The 19074-nt window shown below is 38.2% G+C and carries 24 protein-coding genes; 11 read left to right on the plus strand and 13 right to left on the minus strand.

Translation table 11 applies throughout. From position 1 onward, the window contains the following. Positions 1-61 precede the first annotated feature (61 nt). Genes WCV65_RS13330 through WCV65_RS13370 form a run of 9 tightly spaced genes read left to right on the plus strand, consistent with a single transcriptional unit; the run spans position 62 to position 10321 of the window. Positions 62-1435: a polysaccharide biosynthesis tyrosine autokinase gene (locus WCV65_RS13330; protein ID WP_338777098.1), complete on the plus strand. Its 1374-nt coding sequence runs from the start codon at positions 62-64 to the stop codon at positions 1433-1435. Further along, a complete protein-coding gene (locus tag WCV65_RS13335) occupies positions 1432-2244 on the plus strand; it encodes a CpsB/CapC family capsule biosynthesis tyrosine phosphatase (protein WP_338777100.1) in 813 nt (270 codons plus the stop codon). The genes WCV65_RS13330 and WCV65_RS13335 overlap by 4 nt, the downstream gene beginning before the upstream one ends. Then, complete coding sequence (locus tag WCV65_RS13340) at positions 2244-3539, plus strand: oligosaccharide flippase family protein (protein ID WP_035403975.1); 1296 nt, start codon at positions 2244-2246, stop codon at positions 3537-3539. Before WCV65_RS13335 ends, WCV65_RS13340 begins: the two co-directional genes overlap by 1 nt. A 3-nt stretch (positions 3540-3542) precedes the next feature. Then, positions 3543-4736, plus strand: coding sequence for an O-antigen ligase family protein (locus tag WCV65_RS13345; RefSeq protein WP_338777103.1), 1194 nt, complete (start codon positions 3543-3545; stop codon positions 4734-4736). Continuing rightward, complete coding sequence (locus WCV65_RS13350) at positions 4711-5961, plus strand: glycosyltransferase family 4 protein (RefSeq protein ID WP_338777106.1); 1251 nt, start codon at positions 4711-4713, stop codon at positions 5959-5961. The genes WCV65_RS13345 and WCV65_RS13350 overlap by 26 nt, the downstream gene beginning before the upstream one ends. Next, positions 5885-7051: a glycosyltransferase gene (locus tag WCV65_RS13355; protein WP_082883693.1), complete on the plus strand. Its 1167-nt coding sequence runs from the start codon at positions 5885-5887 to the stop codon at positions 7049-7051. Before WCV65_RS13350 ends, WCV65_RS13355 begins: the two co-directional genes overlap by 77 nt. Further along, positions 6987-8597: a GNAT family N-acetyltransferase gene (locus WCV65_RS13360; protein WP_338777109.1), complete on the plus strand. Its 1611-nt coding sequence runs from the start codon at positions 6987-6989 to the stop codon at positions 8595-8597. The genes WCV65_RS13355 and WCV65_RS13360 overlap by 65 nt, the downstream gene beginning before the upstream one ends. After that, positions 8563-9360, plus strand: a complete 798-nt coding sequence (locus WCV65_RS13365; protein ID WP_338777111.1) for a hypothetical protein — start codon at positions 8563-8565, stop codon at positions 9358-9360. Before WCV65_RS13360 ends, WCV65_RS13365 begins: the two co-directional genes overlap by 35 nt. Continuing rightward, entirely contained in the window at positions 9323-10321 is a 999-nt protein-coding gene (locus WCV65_RS13370) for a polysaccharide deacetylase family protein (RefSeq protein ID WP_035403964.1), read from the plus strand. The genes WCV65_RS13365 and WCV65_RS13370 overlap by 38 nt, the downstream gene beginning before the upstream one ends. 40 nt (positions 10322-10361) lie before the next feature. Here the strand turns inward: WCV65_RS13370 and WCV65_RS13375 are convergent, their stop codons facing one another. From WCV65_RS13375 to WCV65_RS13425, 11 genes are all read right to left on the minus strand, one after another. Continuing rightward, on the minus strand, positions 10362-10544 hold the full coding sequence (locus tag WCV65_RS13375) for a YqzE family protein (RefSeq protein ID WP_035403962.1): 183 nt from the start codon (positions 10542-10544) through the stop codon (positions 10362-10364). A gap of 46 nt (positions 10545-10590) precedes the next feature. Continuing rightward, on the minus strand, positions 10591-11082 hold the full coding sequence (locus WCV65_RS13380; protein ID WP_338777117.1) for a shikimate kinase: 492 nt from the start codon (positions 11080-11082) through the stop codon (positions 10591-10593). Between the two features lie 56 nt (positions 11083-11138). Beyond that, entirely contained in the window at positions 11139-11519 is a 381-nt protein-coding gene (comGG, locus tag WCV65_RS13385; RefSeq protein ID WP_338777119.1) for a competence type IV pilus minor pilin ComGG, read from the minus strand. Then, positions 11506-11976: a competence type IV pilus minor pilin ComGF gene (comGF, locus tag WCV65_RS13390; protein ID WP_338777121.1), complete on the minus strand. Its 471-nt coding sequence runs from the start codon at positions 11974-11976 to the stop codon at positions 11506-11508. Before comGF ends, comGG begins: the two co-directional genes overlap by 14 nt. Further along, on the minus strand, positions 11930-12247 hold the full coding sequence (gene comGE, locus WCV65_RS13395; protein ID WP_338777122.1) for a competence type IV pilus minor pilin ComGE: 318 nt from the start codon (positions 12245-12247) through the stop codon (positions 11930-11932). The genes comGF and comGE overlap by 47 nt, the downstream gene beginning before the upstream one ends. Then, positions 12231-12683 carry a competence type IV pilus minor pilin ComGD gene (gene comGD / locus WCV65_RS13400; RefSeq protein WP_338777123.1) on the minus strand — a complete coding sequence of 151 codons (453 nt, stop codon included), beginning with the start codon at positions 12681-12683 and terminating at the stop codon, positions 12231-12233. The genes comGE and comGD overlap by 17 nt, the downstream gene beginning before the upstream one ends. Then, positions 12667-12966: a competence type IV pilus major pilin ComGC gene (comGC, locus tag WCV65_RS13405; RefSeq protein WP_035403953.1), complete on the minus strand. Its 300-nt coding sequence runs from the start codon at positions 12964-12966 to the stop codon at positions 12667-12669. Before comGC ends, comGD begins: the two co-directional genes overlap by 17 nt. A gap of 11 nt (positions 12967-12977) precedes the next feature. Continuing rightward, positions 12978-14003: a competence type IV pilus assembly protein ComGB gene (gene comGB, locus WCV65_RS13410; RefSeq protein ID WP_338777124.1), complete on the minus strand. Its 1026-nt coding sequence runs from the start codon at positions 14001-14003 to the stop codon at positions 12978-12980. After that, a complete protein-coding gene (comGA, locus tag WCV65_RS13415; protein WP_035403950.1) occupies positions 13993-15060 on the minus strand; it encodes a competence type IV pilus ATPase ComGA in 1068 nt (355 codons plus the stop codon). Before comGA ends, comGB begins: the two co-directional genes overlap by 11 nt. 162 nt (positions 15061-15222) lie before the next feature. After that, on the minus strand, positions 15223-15465 hold the full coding sequence (locus tag WCV65_RS13420) for a hypothetical protein (protein WP_338777125.1): 243 nt from the start codon (positions 15463-15465) through the stop codon (positions 15223-15225). Between the two features lie 449 nt (positions 15466-15914). Continuing rightward, positions 15915-16295 carry a Spx/MgsR family RNA polymerase-binding regulatory protein gene (locus WCV65_RS13425; RefSeq protein WP_035403947.1) on the minus strand — a complete coding sequence of 127 codons (381 nt, stop codon included), beginning with the start codon at positions 16293-16295 and terminating at the stop codon, positions 15915-15917. Between the two features lie 225 nt (positions 16296-16520). Here WCV65_RS13425 and WCV65_RS13430 point away from each other — a divergent pair, with 225 nt between their 5' ends. Further along, positions 16521-16766, plus strand: a complete 246-nt coding sequence (locus WCV65_RS13430) for a DUF2626 domain-containing protein (RefSeq protein ID WP_035403945.1) — start codon at positions 16521-16523, stop codon at positions 16764-16766. Positions 16767-16809: 43 nt separating this feature from the next. On the opposite strand, the gene WCV65_RS13435 is transcribed toward WCV65_RS13430, so the two are convergent. Together WCV65_RS13435 and WCV65_RS13440 are read right to left on the minus strand one after the other, a co-directional pair. Beyond that, on the minus strand, positions 16810-17850 hold the full coding sequence (locus WCV65_RS13435; RefSeq protein ID WP_338777128.1) for an SAM-dependent methyltransferase: 1041 nt from the start codon (positions 17848-17850) through the stop codon (positions 16810-16812). Positions 17851-17860: 10 nt separating this feature from the next. Then, positions 17861-18493, minus strand: a complete 633-nt coding sequence (locus WCV65_RS13440) for an MBL fold metallo-hydrolase (RefSeq protein WP_338777129.1) — start codon at positions 18491-18493, stop codon at positions 17861-17863. 342 nt (positions 18494-18835) lie between these two features. Here WCV65_RS13440 and WCV65_RS13445 point away from each other — a divergent pair, with 342 nt between their 5' ends. After that, on the plus strand, positions 18836-19009 hold the full coding sequence (locus WCV65_RS13445; protein WP_035403939.1) for a DUF2759 domain-containing protein: 174 nt from the start codon (positions 18836-18838) through the stop codon (positions 19007-19009). Positions 19010-19074 lie beyond the last annotated feature (65 nt).

The following is a 19074-nucleotide window of genomic DNA, read 5'->3' on the forward strand; positions in this document are numbered from 1 at the left end:
AATCTCCTTATTTATTTAACAAGATCATACAAGTATTGATACTTAGGAGAAGAGGATTACTATGGAAAAAACGTTTGAGATTAAAGATCTGCTTAACATCCTCAGGAAGAATAAAATTCTAATAACGTCCATACCGTTTGTATGCCTGCTGATTGGATTTATTTATACGTATTTCATTGCAAGTCCAATATACGAATCGAAAACGGATTTGCTCGTAAATACCACCCCAACAGCAAACACTGCCGAACCTGTATCACCTCTGGAAATAGACGCAAGTCTAAAACTCATTGAAACTTATCAATATATATTAAAGAGCCAAAGAATGGCCGATCTGGTTATTAAGGATCTGGATGGACTTCTTACGGAAGATGAATTTTTAGACAATGTAAAGGCAGAAAGCAACGGAAATTCTCAAATCATCTCTATTATTGTTGAAAACAAAAACCCAGATGATGCAGCCTTAATTGCGAACAAAACAGCGGTCATTTTTCAATCAGAAATAAAAAAACTGATGAAGATTGAGAACGTAAACATTTTAACAATAGCAACCCCTTATTCATCTACTTCTAAACCCATTTTGCTCTTTAATCTATTGCTATCTTTTGCAGCAGGTTTAATTTTGGCCACCATATTTGTGCTTATTAAAGAACTTAAGAACAAAAAATTCGAAAGCAAAAAAGGCATCACTGATTTATTAGGAATCCCTTACCTGGGAGAGATTCCAGCCATTATTCCACAAGGCCCGACAAATAAATATTTAGATGAGCGTTACAATAAATTAGTTGCCCATACTGAACCTCATTCATCTTCTTCTGAAGCATACCGGTCCGTAAGGGCTAATTTAGATATTCTGCGGCAGTCTAAGCAGCCAGTCACCATTCTTGTAACAAGTACCTCTGCAGGAGATGGTAAGTCATTGACCTGTGGAAATCTTGCGGTCACATTGGCTAAGGACAATAAAAAAGTGGTTTTTGTAGATTCAGATATGCGAAAGCCTAATGGACATTCACTTTTTAACTTGCATAACCGATGCGGACTAACAAATTATTTAACAGGGTTTTCAAGTTCAGATGAGATTATTCAGTCTACCGCAATCCCAAACTTAAGTTTTATATCTGCTGGTCCAATTTCACCTAACCCACACGAGCTGATCATATCAAAGAAGATGGATCTACTCATAGATAGATTAAAACAAAAGTTTGACGTTATTTTATTCGACAGCTCCCCCCTTCTGGTATCAGATTCAATCTTACTCTCTGGAAAAATGGATGGCTGCATCTATGTTCTTAATGCCCGTAAAACAAATAGGGATGATGCAAACGAAAAAATAGAGCTTCTGAAAAGAAGTTCAAATGAACTAATAGGGGCTATTTTAAACGAAAAGAAAACTCATAAAAGCAATCCCCACTATTATTACGGAGGTTATATGGGATGATGATCGATTTGAGCTCCAGCATTCTCTCATCAGAAGATGAATCCTTGGTGGATTTTCAACAAGCTTTTACTCTCGCCAAACAGGCTTATAAACAGGAAATTAACCATATTCTTATCATTCAAAATATCAGTGGAAAAGCAAACATTGAAAACTATAACCAATTAGTAAAAAATATTAAACTCTTTAATAACAAGCTTCTTGAAGAAAAAATGGAGATTACTATTCGTCCAGGAATCAAATTGATTTATTCCGATCAGTTAGATAAAGCGTTCAATTTTAGAGTTGAATCCTTAACCATTAATAAAGCCAGCAAATACTTATTAGTTGAAATTCCAGCTGTTTTTAATGTGAGTTCTTTGGAGAGTTTTTTCTATAAACTACAAATTAGAGGGATTGTCCCTATTATTTCCAATGCTGAGAAAGTGAAATCGTTCCAAATGCAGCCAGAAATTTTATATGAATTAGTTCAGAAATCCGGTGCTCTGATTCAAATTTCAGCAAATAACATATTTGAGGGTTCAGATCCGCTTACTTCAGAAACAGCAAAAATTATCATTCAAAGCAGATTGGTCCATCTGCTCGCGTCAAGCGCACAGCATCCAGAAATGAGACCATACAGAATGACTGAAGGATACACTCAAATTGAAAAATGGACATCTCCAGAATATGTTGAGTATCTCAAACAAAATGCACACTCCGTTTGGTTTGGCCATTATTTTCCAATCTATCAGCCATTACCTTTCAACAAGAAACCTCTTAATCATTTAATAAAATTCAAAACATTAAAAAGAACATCAAGCAGGGTATGATGATTAAGAGCATTTTCAGAGATGATTTTATTAGAAGTGTAAGTATTCTTGCAGCAGGTACAGGGTTAGCTCAAATGATTTACATGGTGTCTACGCCAATATTAACCAGACTTTATACTCCAGAGGAATTTGGTATCTTTTCCATTTATCTCTCGATATTATACAGCATCTCATCATTAGGATCGTTATCATATGAACAAGCAATTCCTCTACCTGAGAAAGATCGGGATGCTTACCTTATCTTTTCCCTTTCCATTATCATTAACACATTTATGGCGATTGTTATGATCCTGCTAATGACAATGTTTTGGGCACCAATTACGGAATTATTGCATATCAGAAGTAATATTCTGTTCATGCTATTGCCATTGAGCTTCTTAGGATTTGGAATATTCCAGTCCCTCACATTGTGGGAACTAAGAAAACGAAATTATACAAATGTATCTAAATCAAAACTTACAATGAATGGATCTCAAGCAATTGTGCAAAGCGGACTTGGCTTTTTCTCTGCTGGAGGATTAGGTCTTGTGGCCGGGGAGGTTCTAGCCCGCGCAGCAGGCAGTTTAATCATGATTCGAACATTCAAATGGACCATGTTCCGAGAGATTTCTTTAAAAGAGATTTATACCGTTTTTGTTCGTTATAAGAGATTCCCTCTTCTAACAACTCCTGCGGGGCTGATAAACGCATTCACTTTTCATCTGCCCGCCTTTCTCATTGCATTTAAATTTGGGGCGGCAGAGGCTGGATTTTTATTAATGGCTCAAAGGCTGCTCTCGGTGCCAGAAGCATTAATCGGCAATTCGGCTACACAAGTGTTTACTGGGCAGGCAGCCTTCCTTAGAAAAGATAACCCGGGCATGGTACTAAAGTTATTTAGGAGCACTCTTTTAAAACTGGGTAAAGTAAGTATTCCCCTTTTCCTTTTAGGATACGTTGCAGCTCCTGCTTTGCTTCCCGCACTGCTTGGTGCTGAATGGTCTCAGGCGTCGTTTTATTTTCAATGGCTTTCCATATTTTATTTATTGCAGGTACTGGTAAATCCTATATCTAGAATATTCCAAATCTATGAACAGCAAAAACTTCAGCTTCTTTCTGAAATTATTAGGAGCACATTTATCGCTGTTAGCAGTTTGGTCATTTTTTATTCAGATATGAGTCCCTTAAATGCTATTGCAATTCTGAGCGTTACCGGAACCGCTGGTTATGTACTTCATGGGTTTCTTTCTTGGATTGCCATTCAGAAAGGCACAGATGATGATTCTTTGAATGCAATGAACGGACAGGAGGTTTGAAGGATGGATTATAGCATTGAATCCAGAAACTCTGCATTAATCATAACCGGGGTCATCATGTGCTTCAGCTCGTTTGTGCTGCTTGAGCCTTCCCCCTTTGACTTAATGGTTATTGCTTTTATTGGATATGCATGTTTATCAGGAAATCTGACTTTCTCAGATGAACTAGTACTTCCTTTATTTTTCCTGCTTCTTTTTTTACTAATCAATATTCTCTCTTCATTTGGTTCTGAAGATTTTTCTAGAGGATTGTTCTATGGACTAATAACTGTTTACCTTGCTTTTTCCTGGCTGGGTTTGGTCGGGCTGATCGGCAGGTTTGGGGCAGATTTGTACAAGTATGTATTTACTGGCTATACAATTGCAGCCGTTTTATCTGCAATGGCTGGAATAGCCTCCTATTTTGGCTTCTTGCCGCTGGAAGATTCTGTTTTGAGTTTTGGGAGAGTTAAAGGGTTCTTTAAAGATCCCAATGTGTTTGGCCCTTTCTTAATACCGCCGATTTTATTTTGTTTAAGCAGACTCTTTGAAAACAAAAACAGCTATAAACGAACAAATCTCATTACGCTCTTAATATTGGTTGGCGGTGTATTTCTCAGTTTTTCAAGAGCAGCATGGGGGCACATGTTAATTTCTGCTTTCATTTTCTATCTCATAATGCCAGGGCAGTCATCTAGTAAAAAAATAAAATCTATTCTTCAAATTCTGCTGGTTGCATTGCCATTTGCTATCGTACTTTTCTTATTTACAGATGCAAACTCTATGCTTGAGTCCAGAACTTCTTTGCAGGGGTATGATTCGGATCGTTTTGAAACTCAAAACGAAGCATTCAATGTTGGATTTTCCAAAATCCTTGGAATTGGTCCAGGACAGTCTGAAGGCTATTTCAATTATTCCACCCACAGTCTATACGCAAGAATCATTTCAGAAAACGGTGCAATCGGATTACTAGCGTTTTTATTATTTTATTTACTTAGTATTGCTGCAGCATCAATAAAAATTAAGAGTGCCGGTTATCAGTCCGGTGTTTATCTCTCAATCGTTTCCGCTGCCCTAATCGGTCTTCTATTTAATAGTTTTTTTATAGATACACTCCACTGGAGGCACTTATGGCTATTGCTTGCACTTTCATGGCTGCCTCTTACAAATAATTTAAAGGCGGTGCACAAAAGTGAAAATAGTCCAATTAATAACTAGATTAGATGATTTAGGCGGCGCGCAGATGCACCTTAGAGATCTGGTTGTTGAACTAAAGGCAGAGGGTCATGACGTAAGTGTTATAACAGGCAAGATTGGACCTGTTTCAGAATATTTAGTTAAGCATGGGGTGAACGTGATTCATCTTCATTCGCTTGTAAGAGAAATTCATCCTTTTTTTGACTTAAAGGCCGCCTTAACTTTAAGAGACTTGCTTATTGTCCTTAAACCCGATTTAATAGCCACTCATTCTTCAAAAGCAGGCCTGATTGGGAGAATAATAGGAGCAAACCTAGGTATCCCAACGATTTTCACTGCTCATGGATGGGCATTTACTGAAGGGGTTTCTTATAGAAAGAGGAAAACCTATCAATTGCTTGAAAGATTAGCCGCTCCCTTCTCTTCAAGGGTAATTACAGTTTCAAACTATGATTATGAACTGGCTCTTAAACATCAAGTAATTCAGGATAATAAACTAAGTATGGTATGGAACGGTGTAAAAGACTTTCCTAACATAGCTCTCTCAACAGTCTCCTCACCCATACCCAAAATTGTGATGGTTGCCCGTTTTGCAGAGCCTAAAGATCATCTATCGCTTGTTAAGGCCCTAAATGAGCTTAGGACAATTAGTTGGGAACTGCAGCTTATTGGAGACGGCCCAATGAAAGCGTCCATCGAACATTATGTCGATTCTCTTCAGTTAGGAGACAAAATAAAGTTTTTGGGCTCAAGAAATGATGTCGAAAGCTTGCTGTCTCAAGCAGATATTTTTGTGCTCCTATCAAAATATGAAGGCCTCCCTCTCAGTCTTATAGAGGCATTAAGAGCGGGATTACCTGTTATTGCCTCAAATGTTGGCGGTGTTAAAGAGATTATCTTAAATAATAAAAATGGATACTTAGTGAACCCAGAGGACAAGTCAGACTTGATTCTTAAACTTATGCAGCTCATCCTATCCAGTGAAACCCGATCACGCATGGGGAAATTAGGGCGCAGAATTTATGAGGAATCATTTACGTTTGAAAAGATGATGAACCAGACCTTATCCATTTATAAAACTGCGCTGAATGATCATCACAATCTGGTATCATTTCAAGAAAAAAAACGCATTCTTAATAGAAAAAAGCCAAATTTAAGGAGGACTATCCGTGAACGTGAAGAAGAACAAAATCCTTCATCTAATAGCATCAACCAGTATAGGAGGAGCACCGGAAATCGTCCATAATTTAGTGAAATACGGGAATAAGACTGATTTTAATATCCACATCGGGACAACAGATGATGGACCTTACTTTGAAAAATTTATGAAGGATGGCGCTACTGTAAAGGATTTACATCTATTTGGCTCTAAATTCAGTTTAATCACGATATTTCGTTTAATTTCTTATTTAAGAAAAGAGAAGTTTGATCTTGTTCATACACATGGGGCCAGAGCAGGATTTTTCTTTACGATTGCCTCTCTATTTTCAAGAGTACCTTCTATTCATACCAGTCATGGTTATTCTTATGAAAACAAAGATCAATTTGCTGCGAAAAGATTTTATGTATTCATTGAAAAATTAATTTCTCTAAAGTCAAATAAAATCGGATGTGTCTCTCATAGCGATAAAAATATTGCGCTTTCGGAAAAAGTGGCCAGAAAGGAAAAATTGGTTGTTGTCCAAAATGGGATCGATTTTATCAACTCTTTACCTGATTCCGATTTAAAATTACGAGAATTTTATAATATTGGCAGCAATCCTCTAGTCGGTACAGTTGGGAGGATTACCAAACAAAAAGGGCCCTTTTTATTTTTAGATGTGGTTGAATTATTATTAAAAGAATACCCGACTGTAAAAGCTGTATGGATCGGTGATGGTGATTTAAAAGAGGCTATGACGAAAGAAATAGCTAACCGGAAGTTAAACGACTTTGTGTATTTGTATGGTTCAAAGAGTGATGCATCAAGAGTGATGAAACAATTCGATGTGTTTCTTATGACATCACTATTCGAACCCTTTGGTCTGACTGCTCTAGAAGCAATGTATAGCAAAGTGCCAATTGTCGCCTCCAAAGCCGGAGCACTTCCATCTATTATTACACACGATGTAACAGGCAGGCTGTTCGACCTGGATCATCCGAAACAGGCGGTAATTTCTATTATGCAGGCATTAGAGGAAAAAAAATCTTCCATGATTACTTCAGCCTTCCATCATGTGACAGCAGCCTATGATGCAAGAAAAATGGTAAAAGAATATGAAGCACTATATCATGAAATTCTGCAAACAGGCAATTCTGAAGGATCTAAAGACAGGCTCGTTAATTATGGAGCTTAATGTCATTACTTCTTTTAAGGATTTACAGTTACAACGTGACAGCTGGACTAGTATTCTTGCTGAAAAAGGAAATACAATCCCCTTTATTGAATGGGATTGGATCAATTGCTGGTGGAAACATTACGGTCATAACTTTGACCTCCGTGTTCTCCAGATCATAAGAGAAGAAAAAATAATCGGTTACGTTCCCTTGATTAAAGAAAAAAAGAGATTCTATTCAAGCTATTCTTTTATGGGTAAAGATAAAGCGAATTACATGGATATTATTGCAAGCTCTTCTGATTATGAGATTGTATTTACTGAAGGTATAAATTGGCTGAAAAACCAAAAAGAAAACATCCTTATTGAAATCAACGGAATCTACGCTGGCCCATTGAAGCAGCAACTATTAAATGATGTCATCAAGGAAGCTGGCTTGCACTTTTTTCATGAAAACACACCTGCTCCCGCTATTGAGTTTGCTGGCCTGGAAGCCGAATTATTCGTAAAAAAACGAAGCAGAAAACATGGGATGGACCGCAAGGAAAAAAAACTGCGAAAACATGGAAAGCTTTATCTTAAAGAAATCTTTTTAAAAGATATAGATTCCATCTTTTACCTCCATAAGAAGCGCTGGAAGGACAGAAGAGATACAAGCGGTTTTTCATCGGAAACAAATATAAATTTTTTTAAGGAATTAGTTCAATTAAAATCCAATACTGTCGTTACATGTGTAGATGGACTGTATTTTGAAGACAAATTAATAGCTTTCTACTACGGATTCCAAACGAGAGGAAGGTATTTATACTATTTACCGGCCCATGATGACGATTTTGGTGTATACAGTCCTGGAAGGCTTCTAATGAAAGAAAAAGTTATAAATTGTATGGATCAGGAAACAAAAACCTTTGATTTAAGTATTGGCTATGAATCTTATAAGATGGACTGGGCGAACTCCGTATCGTATGTCAGCTCTTTCACATTAGTAAACGGAAGAATGTTTATCAAACTTGGATTCTCAATGTTGAAATTGAAGCAAATAATAAAAGGAAGAATGAAAAAGAATAAAAAGCTTGTTATGTTCATTCGAAATAAAACGTATAAATTACGCCCTATTTCCCTGTTAAACAAGATTTTTCAAATGGAAATGTTTTATCAATATGTTTGGCAGGAAAATCGCGATAAAAGAATTGTCCCAGAACAAAAAACAATGAAGGATTTAGACTTCATCTGCCAAGCTACCGGAAAACACAAGGCAGAAATTATCAATCGTTTTTACAAAAATGATCAGTGCTATATGGAAAACGATAAAATAGTCTGCTGGATAAAAAATATTAATTCTAATCCAATCATTTATGACTGCAATCTTAAGGAAATTGGGACATACAGCCTTCCAGTTACCAAACTTCCCTATCAAATCTATTCATCCTATAAGTCAAATGATGATCATTCTACCTATACCGGATTCCATTTGGACGTAAGATTTGCCGGAAAATCCTTTATCATTTCAAGAAAAAGAAAGGAGAACCATAATGATCTCCATAATTCGGAACAATTGGACTCTTAAAATATGTACCATTTATTTCAATGACGAACAAAAACCTATACCATCAAATACAGACATAATTGGATATGTGCAGCAAACACCGGCCGATGGAAAATTAGATCCTTTTATCACCTTTCATGTCGATTTATCAAAAGAAGAAAATGAATTATTTGCTAATATGAATAGATCCACAAAAAATCAAGTGAATAGGGCTTTACAAAAAGATGGTTTTTTATTTGAAGGTAATTCTTGTCCTAGTGATAGTGATTTACTAACATTCCAAAACTTTTACAATAAATTTGCCATTGGTAAAAAAACGAATCTTTGCAGCAGCTATCATATGGAAACCATGAAACGATTCAGAGAAAATTCCGGACTTTACTTAACAAAAGTTTTGGATAAAAACGGAAAAATACTATGCATGCATATCTATATTTCGGATAATAAGAGAGCAGCAATGCTTTATTCAGCATCCCACTTTCGAAGCATGCAAGAACGTGACAGCCGGAAAGAAATAGCCCGAGCCAATCGTTTTTTGCACTGGGAAGGGATACGTTTTTTTAAGAATCTCAGAATGCAAATATACGACTTAGGCGGCATTACAGACCAGCCCAGCATAGAAAACTTTAAGAGAGGCTTTGGGGGAATGAAAGTTATCGAGTATTCAGGTTATATACCTCTCTCATGGAAAGGCAGTCTGATTCTATATTTAAGGAAGATAAAAACCAGGAAAGGTGGGAGGAAATTTGTCAAACCAGAAAGGCACCTTCGTCATCTCACTTGACTTTGAAATGCATTGGGGAGTAGCTGATCTGTTCACCAGTGATGAATATCGGGATCGGCTTATGGGGGCAAGAAGAGGAATCCCAAAAATATTAAACAAGTTTAATCAATACGATATTCATGCTACATGGGCAACTGTTGGATTCCTTTTCGCTTCATCAAAGAAAGAGCTTCAATCCTATACACCAGATTTGAAACCAATGTATCGAAACGAAAAATTGTCTCCATATCGACTTTTCAATGAGATTGGAAATAATGAGCAGGAAGATCCACTTCATTATGCACCATCTATCATTGAACACATAAAAGAATATAAAAATCAAGAAATTGGAACTCACACATTTTCACACTATTACTGCTTAGAGAAAGGCCAATCACGGGAATCGTTTGAGGCTGATTTAATGGCCGCTGCTAAAATAGCCAGTGATAAGAATGTTACTTTAAAAAGTATCGTATTTCCTAGGAATCAATTTAATGAAGAATACCTGATGCAGTGTGAAAAAGCAGGAATTTCATCTATTAGAGGCACAGAAGACTCTTGGATTTACAAACCAGGTACACGCTGCAGTGAATCAAGTTTAAAAAGAGCAATCAGGCTCGCTGATGCCTATATAAATTTAACTGGTTCTAATACATATTTAATTGAACCGTTTAATGGAACCGATATTCTAAATATTAAAGCAAGCAGGTTTTTAAGGCCATGGAACAAAAAGTTTTCATTTCTTGAACCATTGAAAATTAATCGCATCAAGCGCAGTATGACATATGCCGCCAAAAAGAAAGAGGTCTTTCATCTATGGTGGCATCCACATAATTTTGGATTTAATCAGAAAGAAAATCTTCAGAACTTGGAATCTATTCTTGATCATTTCAAAAAGTTAAATAAAGAGTATGGCATGCAAAGTTCGAATATGGGTGAATTAGCAGAGCTAATTTCGAAACGATATGAAAAAGCTGTTTAACAAGCAGAAAAAGATAAAAACCTAGATACTATACAGGTTTTTATCTTTTTCTCTTCTTCATCCAAAGCATTACTGAAATCGGCAGAACACCAAACCAGCGACTCCAAAATGGCGTTCTCGTTTCCTTTTTAAATTCCTTCTGCTGCTGTCTCTGTTCCTTTGGAGTATCCATATATTTTACGACTTGCTGGGTTACATATTTAACATAATCATTGGAAGACATGCTCACTCCTCCTGTCCTTACAATCAGTATAGACAGAATGGAGGATTTATAATCTGGAAATGATGTCGTCCGCTATGTCATGAGGGGTTTTGCCGGTTGTATTAATTTTTACAGATCCGTCCAGGTAGCAGGACAGCCTGCTCTCATACAATTTTTCAATTTGGTCTTTTGATTTTTCTTTTAGCAAGGGACGTGCTGTATCTTCTTTAAGCCGGTCATAAAGAACATCAAAATCACAATACAGAAAGAAAATTTGACCCTTCGTTTTTAAAACATGGCGGTTTTCTTCTTTTAGCACAGCCCCGCCTCCGGTTGTGACGACAGCTGGGGCTTCTGAAAGATGCTGGAGCATTTCTGTTTCGAACTCCCGGAATTTCTCTTCCCCATATGCAGCGAACATTTCTTTAACCGACATCCTGTATTTTTTCTCTAAAAGCTGATCCGTATCGTAGACTGGGAGGTTTAATTTTTTCCCAAGCTCCATGCCTGCTGTTGTTTTTCCGGCTCCCATAAATCCGGTTAATATAACTAATCCCATCTGTATCACTCCGTTAATTCGATGGTTACTATCATACATCGAACCGCAGATTGAGTCTACCATTCATACCATTTCGATATTAATTGTTTAGCTATGCTGTATTCATAATAGGCATAATACTTCGTCTCTTTATTAAGAGTCATCTCCATGGAAACACTTTTCGTGTCCGGAGATAACGGCATAATTGTAATATGGATCGTTCCATATGTATCTTTAATGTCAAACGCTCCTGTAAAACCTTCTTTGATCATTTTTGTGGATTGAGCTGCACCTGAATAGGTCAGGTGCTGAAGAAAATAAAATTTTTTCGTGTCTGCATAATATTTTTTCTCTATAACAAGAAGATTTGTTAAATGGATGGCTGTCATGAAAAACAGCAGAACCAGCATGACGGTAAAAGGATAGATAAAACCGTTTCTGATGTTACCCCGCTTCATTGTTCACACTTCTGATTGAAAGAGTGCGGGACTTGCCGACTTTACTTATTACATGAATTATTATTCGGTTCTTTATGACCTGTATTTCAGCTTTATCAACCTTTTGCAGAACAATCTCATTTCCAGTCTGATTTACCTGTCTTCTTATATAGGTTCCGTATCTTTGATAGCTCACCTTCTGCCCTAACCGATTGGCAAAAGTGAGAGTTTCTCCAGAAATAACAGGCGATTCCGCCCCCTTTAATTCCAAAATCGCCTGCTCGCTGAAAAACTCCCATTCCAAATTGCTGATATCGCGGTACCCTTCCATTGATGTGTAAAAAAATGAAATAAGCGGAAAAAGAGACGTTACAATCAAACTGAATACTCCCAGTGAAAGTAGCATATTCAGAAAAGAAAAGCCTCTTGAATCAGTGATTTTGAAAGCATAACTCTCTTTTCTTACCACTGGCTTCATTCCAATGTATACAGGATTGATCCGACTTATTGTGAATTTTATACTGGATTCCTCCTTCTTTAAACAACTCTGTTTCCTTAAAATCCTGCTCCATGACCCGATCCGTCATACGGTTTTGCAGAAGTTTAATAGCCTGAATCTCCAGTGATGAGTTTTCACGTTCCTGCATCATGGAGACGATGCAGGGCAATAAGGTTAATACAGCTAAACACCACAGGGAGAAGGCCGCGATGGATTCAAGGAGTGAAAAGCCTTTATTGTTTGCTGACAACAAACCGCCCCTTTCCCAGATAGAATGTTATCTTATAGGTTTGCTGTCTATAAACAACCCGTATTTTGCCGCTTGCCGAGATATTGCCGTTTGCGAGAAAAGAAACTTTTAAACCTAATGTGTCCGTGATGAGCTTCATTCCTTCAGGCAGCTGCCTCTTTATCAAATCTTTTGTCACATCTGCACGTCCCAGTCTAATTCTGTAGCCGGTTTCTTCTTCATCGAACATCAGTGTACAAGGAACACGAATCATGACGGCGTGCTGCTGTGCAAAAAGGATGTCCTTTTGAAGCTGATCAAAAAACTGCTCCGCAATCAGCTCTTCCTGAACCGGTTTGAAGGAAACAATAGCTGTTAGTGAAAGCACGGAAAAGATAGTAAGAACGATGAGGGTTTCTATTAATGTAAAACCATTCCTTTTATTTTGCTGCTTCAATAACCGCTCCATTTGAATCTAAAGTCACTTCTGTTCCATCCGGGCACTTATTTGACTTAATGTATCCTTCTGTTTTTAGAACAGCAATAGTCGGTACTGCCTCCTTATTCATTCTATATGCTTCAGCTTGAGCTGAAATCATATTGCGCAAACCGGAACAGCCCTTGTTTTGGATATTGCTGCTGTGATTCGCAATGTTAGGAATGGTAACCAGCAAAAGGATCGTAATGACGAGCAGAACAATCAGCATCTCAATCAGTGTGAACCCTTTTTGATTTTTCATATCATTTCCTCCTATATTTGATCGATCATTTGATACATGGGGAGAATCATCGACAGGTAAACAAGCAGAACAATGAGGCCGACTGCACTGAAAACGGCTGGCTGGATGAAGGATGCGGCGGATGACAGTTTGGATTCGAGTCTTGTAAGCGTGTACTGACTGTATGTGTACAATTCTCGATGCAGCAATCCGTTTTTTTGTCCATATGCTACGATTTCCGGGAGCTGCTTGTCGTAATAATTCTTGTCGAAAACTTTTTCAAAGTGCTCACCGTTCCTTAATCGATTGATCATTTCTTTTGCTTCCTCACAAAAAAACGGATGCAGCGTCTGCTCACTGAAAACCAGTAAGCTTTCGTAGTAAGATAACCCGCCCTTAAGAAGCGTGCTTAGCTGAAGGCTGATATAATAACTGTTAAACAGCTTGAACCCCTCTCTTAGGATTGGAATTTTCATTAGCAGCCTCATTTGAGAGGAAGGCTTGATTCGTCTGAAATAAAGGAAATAATACCCAATGCATAAGCCTGCTGCCGAAGGAATAATGACTGCAGCTGCTGACAGGATTTGAAAGCTTGCAAGCAAGGCTGCATTAAAAGGAGAGGGTTTCATGTTCATAGAATCGTATACTGAAAGGAATTGCGGGGCGATCACTTGCTGGACGATATATAAAACTCCTATCATGATAAAAATCAGCAACATAGGGTAGCGAAGCATTTTGCTGATTTTTTTGTATTGCTCCTGCTTTCGATAGAGCAGCTCTGCACTTTCATTTAAGGAAAAGGCTAAATCTCCATGCTGTTCAGCAAAATACAAATAGGTAACCACATCACGGTGAAATTTCAATTGCTGCATGATTTGGAAAAACGGGGTGCCGCGTTTCAGCTCCTCCAAACAATAGAGGAGATCTGTCCTCTTTTTCTTATCCGTTTGAAGCGATAAAAAACGGAGCGCTTCATCCAATGAATAGCCTTTTCGTACAAGGCTGTTTAAACGGGTGATAAACAGGGACTGGTCACTGCTCTTCCAGTTAGTCTTCATTTGAAAAAATCCATCTGTGATAGGCTGAACTGGATAAAAACCCTAGGGCAATCCCCTTTTTAATCACATCTTTTAAGGTTGGATACTCTTCTATTTCTTCTTCCCCCCTTGTTTCCTTAAAAGCAGCAGCAAGATTTTTTCCATAAAGAAGTTCAAAAACGGCCGCTTTCCTCACCTTCCTCATTTTTTTGCAAAATGGCGAACATTTTCCAGTACAGAAAGGACACTTTATTTCCACAAGTCTTTGCGCAGAAACCGCAATAAGCGTCTGTTCTATTTCTGCCTGTGGAACCCCAAATTCAAGCAACCTGTATAGCGCACCCTTTGCATTCCTCGTATGCATTGTGCTTAATACCAGATGCCCAGTTAATGAAGCCCGAATTGCTATTTTCGCTGTTTCTGAATCCCTGATCTCACCAACCATAATAATATCCGGATCATGTCTTAAAATAGCCCTCAAACCGGATGCATAGGTAATACCTGCCTTTTCATTCACCTGTACCTGCATCATTTCCTGATTTCGCGCTTCCACCGGATCTTCAAGGGTAATAATGTTCCGGTTAAAATGTTTTTTTGCATGGTTAAGCAGTGAATACAGGGTCGTTGTCTTGCCTGAGCCGGTCGGGCCAGTAAAAATCATTAAACCGTGAGAATGATAAAAGAAGGATAGGAGCTTTTTCGTTGCAGAGGGAAACAGAGAAATCCGGGATGATCGAGGGACTTTATCACTGGACAGGAGGCGGATAACCATACTTTCTTCATAGATTGTTGGAAGAGTAGAAAGACGGATTGGGATTTCCAAGTCTTTTAATGCAATTGATAATGCTCCGCTTTGCGGCTTTCTTCGTTCCCCAATGTCCATGGATGCCTCAAATTTCAAATGAGATATGAGACGCTGAGACACATCCCTGGGGAGCTGCTGCTGTTTGAGGAGATCATCATCAATTCTGTACAGAACCTCTGTGTAATGTTCTTTTGGAACGATATGAATATCGGAAGCATGAAGCTCGACTGCCTGATTGACTACATTAGCACATAATGCTTCAATTTCCTGCAATGAATCCCTCCCCTTTCACCTATTTGATTTGAAGTATAGACCGTATTAACAAATCCGTCATATTCCTGTTTCCGCTTTTTAACACAGGATATTGGGGAAAATATTAATATTCGCCAATAAAAAAAACCGTTTTTTCATTAAAACGGTCAAAAAGCTAAGAATTTATTCAGTTACGTAATATATGTATGTTTTATTTTTACGCTTCAGTAATGTTGATTTTTCATAGTAGATTCTATATCCGTTTTGCAGCGATTCATGTCCACTGTATTTAAGTTTACTTTCCTTAGCAAACTCCTTGGTTGCATCAATAATACTTGATCCTCTTGAGATAAAAACGGGGTTATCATAACTAGTTGTAATTGTTTGCATATTAACCCCTTCAAGATAAAATTTATATTCTGCCATATATCCATCCACTCCATTTCTTCTTTATAAAGAACAATATAGGCATAATATACCACTTATTTTTTTCGAAAACAAGGGAATTCGCCATATTTATCTCCCATAAATTCCTTTATATGCACCTTCAAGTTCCTTTAAGAGAACTCAAACTATCCGACACTTTATTTTTTTAATAGAGAAAGCGTTTTTGTGTCCATGTTTTTTTGCAGTTTGAAGGCAGTCATATTATTCGGAAGTATCGTTTTATATTCAAATGGAATCCATTTAAATGGTTGAGCGATTAGGCTTTTCTGTTCTTTATTAGGATAATGTTTAAATACATATGGGATAGAGACAAGAAAAGAACTCAATCAGTATCCCATTCATAACCATGATTCCTCCCCTGGTCAGCGAGCATGAAAAGGGGGTCTTAGCGCTGAAAGTGATAAAAAATCACCCGCCCGGGTGATTTTTTAAGAGACTGATATATGAAGCTGGCTATTTTTTGTTAATTTGTTTAAGGCTTGCGGGTTATATCCGACGACTAACTTTTTTCCATCAGTCAAAATGGGACGGCGGAGAAGCTTCGGTTCATCGGATAACAGCTTCAGCAATGATGAGAGATTCATATCTTCAATATTCAAGTTTAATTCCTTGAAGGTTTGGCTTCTGGTGGCAAGTATTTCATCAATGCCATCTGTTGTCAGCTGGAGAATTTTTTTAAGTTCATCCTCATTAGGAGTCTCGCGGAACATATGCCTTTCTTCAAAATCGACCTCGTTTGCTTTCAGCCAATGTTTTGTTTTTCTGCAGGAAGTGCAGCTCGGGTACGTGAAAAAAGTCAAATCGCTCATTTTATCGTTCCTCCTTCATCATATTCAAAGACTTATATGGGCAAGTTACGTTTATTTTTATCTGTATTTGTATTGTACATTAGTTGTACATAGTTTGTACACTGATATGCACTGAAGATTCAAACCTTTTGCAGACACTCAAATGTAAACGCTTATTTACAATGAAAGGAAATGTCCTATATAATATAAGTGGATGGACTAGAGGGGTAAGGGAGGAATTTGCATATGGATCGGATGTTTCGTGTGCTGGGATTCTGGACTGGAATCTTTGCGGTCATGTTTTATTTAGGGGAAATGGAAGAAACGTCTCTGTTATTCTTTGCTCAAACGGTATTTTTTGTTTTTTTATCCTATCTTAAATTATCTGAACGAATGTACATTTATATCTTTGGAGCCTATTTAACGGTTTTCTTTGTCGGCTTCACGTACTGGACTACTTTTATGATGGTTCCTGGCCAAGGAGGCCATTAACCCCCAATCAAAATTTTTCCATAGTAAAAAACAGGCTGATTGTTCAGCCTCTTTTTCTATGAATGAGAACATAAAAAGATTCACTCATTCCTTCATGTGATAAAAGGGATCGGATTGCCCGATTATCTTTTGATGCTTTAGAGAATGGATTTGGGTCATGGTTTTCCTGTAGAAAACCCGCAAGATTATTCTTCCAAAAAAATTCAGTTTTCTTTTGAACAGCTATTTCCTGCCAGCCCAATTCCGCTGCTTTTATATTATAGGCCGTTAAGGGAATATCATAGGTTAGATCCATCTTAAATGGATGACTTAGGGGATTGGAAATAAGAATATGATTTTTGTAGCCTCGGATTGTCCCTTGTTTCCGTAATTGCAGCTGTTCTGAAAAATGGCCATAGTCCGCTGTAACTAAGTATGCATCTCCGAGCTTTTTGTCCAGATTATCCAGCAGCCCAAGCATTGCGCTGGGAACCTCGGCTCTATAGCCTTCCTGGAGGCTGATTTCAGCCCATTTCAAATAATCTGACAGAGTGTTGCTCTCGTCTTTTCTCGCTGTTAACATGAGATCTTCTTCATTCACTCCTACACCTAACTCTACAATTCGTCCACACCTGTTTTGAGCGATTTGGACGGGCAGAGCATCGAGCAATTCATTGGAATAGAAAACGCCTGAGAAGGCATCTGGGAGGTCCTCTAAGGAAGCTAGACGGGTCACTTCGAGAGTTTCAAGCGACGCTGCATGATAGGGGCTGGACTCAATGCAATAAACTGTTCCCTGACTATAAAGGGAAGGAGAGCGCTTTTTCCATTCGTTTAGAAAGGACCGGATGAATGCTCCTGTCCCGCTTCCCATTTCACAAAAGACCGGGGGAATATCCCCCGCTTCTACTCTTTTTATAAACCATCTGGCCATAACTGCCCCATAAAAATCAGAAATGGAACTGGACGTATAAAAATCGCCTTTCTTGCCGATTTTTTGGCCTTCGGTCATATAATAGCCGTGAATCGGATGGTACAGACATTGTTCCATATAGTCCGCAAAAGAAAGAAAACCTCCGCTTTCTTCTATTTGCTGAATGATCACGCTTTTCACCTTAAAATCCGTTCAAAAAAGGATTTCGATCCATTTCATCCTGTATGGTTGTCTCCGGACCGTGACCGGACAGCACAAATGTATCTTCAGGGAGAGTCAGTAAATGGTCATGGATACTCTTAATTAGGAGCTGATGGTCTCCGCCAGGCAGGTCGGTCCTTCCGACTCCCTCCTTGAACAGGACATCTCCGCTGAATACTGACTGGGTTTCTTTGTGGTAATAAGAAACACTGCCGGGAGAGTGTCCTGGAGTATATAGCACTTGAAATGTAAAATCTTTAAAAGTAAGCGGTTCTCCCGGCTGGACAAATTCATCAGCCGGTCTTGCGTGAATCGGTCCTGCTTGAAAGAAATGAGAACCATTCAGCTCTGGTGATGGAAGCCAGTCCTTCTCCTTTTTATGTACGTATACCGGCACGGTCCAGCGGGCGCGCACTTCGTCCACAGCACCTATGTGATCAAAATGAGCGTGAGTAAGCAGCACAGCTAATGGCTTTAAGCCTCTTGCCTGAAGGAGCTGATTTAATTTGTTTCCTTCACTTCCCGGATCAAAAATAATGCATTCCTTCTCTTTATTGCTTAATACATAACAGTTTGTTTGCAGGGGACCTAGCGGAATCCGTTCCCAATTCATATTAGCACCTCGTTTATTCTGTGAAATTTACGGCTCTTTTAAGCATGCCTGATAATCTTTGGCTTCAGGCGTCACCTTTCATGGAGGTTTCTCGCCTTCATTTGCAATCACCATGATGCCAGAATCAGCTTTTAACTTTTAGAAAGTTAAATTTATATAACTATATCACCTATTATTAAGGAAAATCCGGAAAGTTTCAACGATTTGGGGTTATGCTAAAATTCCTTGCTGCTGAAGGAGTTTAAGGAAAATTTTAACTCGACTTTCATTTTGAAAACGTTTAAAATTGTAAATAGAACTTGTTTCATTTTTTTCCAGAAGCGATTGCAAGGGGGATTGGCAATGGGGTTAGTCATCATCTTTTCGTTAATTTCGCTGTTAGCCGTATTTGGTGTATATCGTGCCTTTAAAGAGAAAAACATGCTGGGAATTATGTTTTGTTTAGCAACAGTTGGTGTATTTGGCTGGTTCACCATTATGACCGTAATCAGTCATGGTTATCCGACACATCACTAGAAAAAACAGCGCTTCAAACTGCCCTTTCAGGCAAAAGACAACTTCCATAATCCAGGATGAGAGGG

Origin of the sequence: Metabacillus sp. FJAT-52054, from assembly GCF_037201815.1 — a bacterium.
GTDB classification, from domain to species: Bacteria; Bacillota; Bacilli; order Bacillales; family Bacillaceae; genus Metabacillus_B; species Metabacillus_B sediminis.

Coding starts and splice junctions, on each gene's coding strand:
- WCV65_RS13330 (WP_338777098.1), top strand. CDS start 62: ATGGAAAAAACGTTTGAGATTAAAGATCTGCTTAACATCCTCAGGAAG.
- WCV65_RS13335 (WP_338777100.1), top strand. CDS start 1,432: ATGATGATCGATTTGAGCTCCAGCATTCTCTCATCAGAAGATGAATCC.
- WCV65_RS13340 (WP_035403975.1), top strand. CDS start 2,244: ATGATTAAGAGCATTTTCAGAGATGATTTTATTAGAAGTGTAAGTATT.
- WCV65_RS13345 (WP_338777103.1), top strand. CDS start 3,543: ATGGATTATAGCATTGAATCCAGAAACTCTGCATTAATCATAACCGGG.
- WCV65_RS13360 (WP_338777109.1), top strand. CDS start 6,987: ATGAAATTCTGCAAACAGGCAATTCTGAAGGATCTAAAGACAGGCTCG.
- WCV65_RS13365 (WP_338777111.1), top strand. CDS start 8,563: ATGATCTCCATAATTCGGAACAATTGGACTCTTAAAATATGTACCATT.
- WCV65_RS13375 (WP_035403962.1), bottom strand. CDS start 10,544: ATGTCTTCCAATGATTATGTTAAATATGTAACCCAGCAAGTCGTAAAA.
- WCV65_RS13380 (WP_338777117.1), bottom strand. CDS start 11,082: ATGGGATTAGTTATATTAACCGGATTTATGGGAGCCGGAAAAACAACA.
- comGG (WP_338777119.1), bottom strand. CDS start 11,519: ATGAAGCGGGGTAACATCAGAAACGGTTTTATCTATCCTTTTACCGTC.
- comGF (WP_338777121.1), bottom strand. CDS start 11,976: ATGAAGCCAGTGGTAAGAAAAGAGAGTTATGCTTTCAAAATCACTGAT.
- comGC (WP_035403953.1), bottom strand. CDS start 12,966: ATGAAAAATCAAAAAGGGTTCACACTGATTGAGATGCTGATTGTTCTG.
- comGB (WP_338777124.1), bottom strand. CDS start 14,003: ATGAAGACTAACTGGAAGAGCAGTGACCAGTCCCTGTTTATCACCCGT.
- WCV65_RS13420 (WP_338777125.1), bottom strand. CDS start 15,465: ATGGCAGAATATAAATTTTATCTTGAAGGGGTTAATATGCAAACAATT.
- WCV65_RS13425 (WP_035403947.1), bottom strand. CDS start 16,295: ATGAGCGATTTGACTTTTTTCACGTACCCGAGCTGCACTTCCTGCAGA.
- WCV65_RS13430 (WP_035403945.1), top strand. CDS start 16,521: ATGGATCGGATGTTTCGTGTGCTGGGATTCTGGACTGGAATCTTTGCG.
- WCV65_RS13440 (WP_338777129.1), bottom strand. CDS start 18,493: ATGAATTGGGAACGGATTCCGCTAGGTCCCCTGCAAACAAACTGTTAT.
- WCV65_RS13445 (WP_035403939.1), top strand. CDS start 18,836: ATGGGGTTAGTCATCATCTTTTCGTTAATTTCGCTGTTAGCCGTATTT.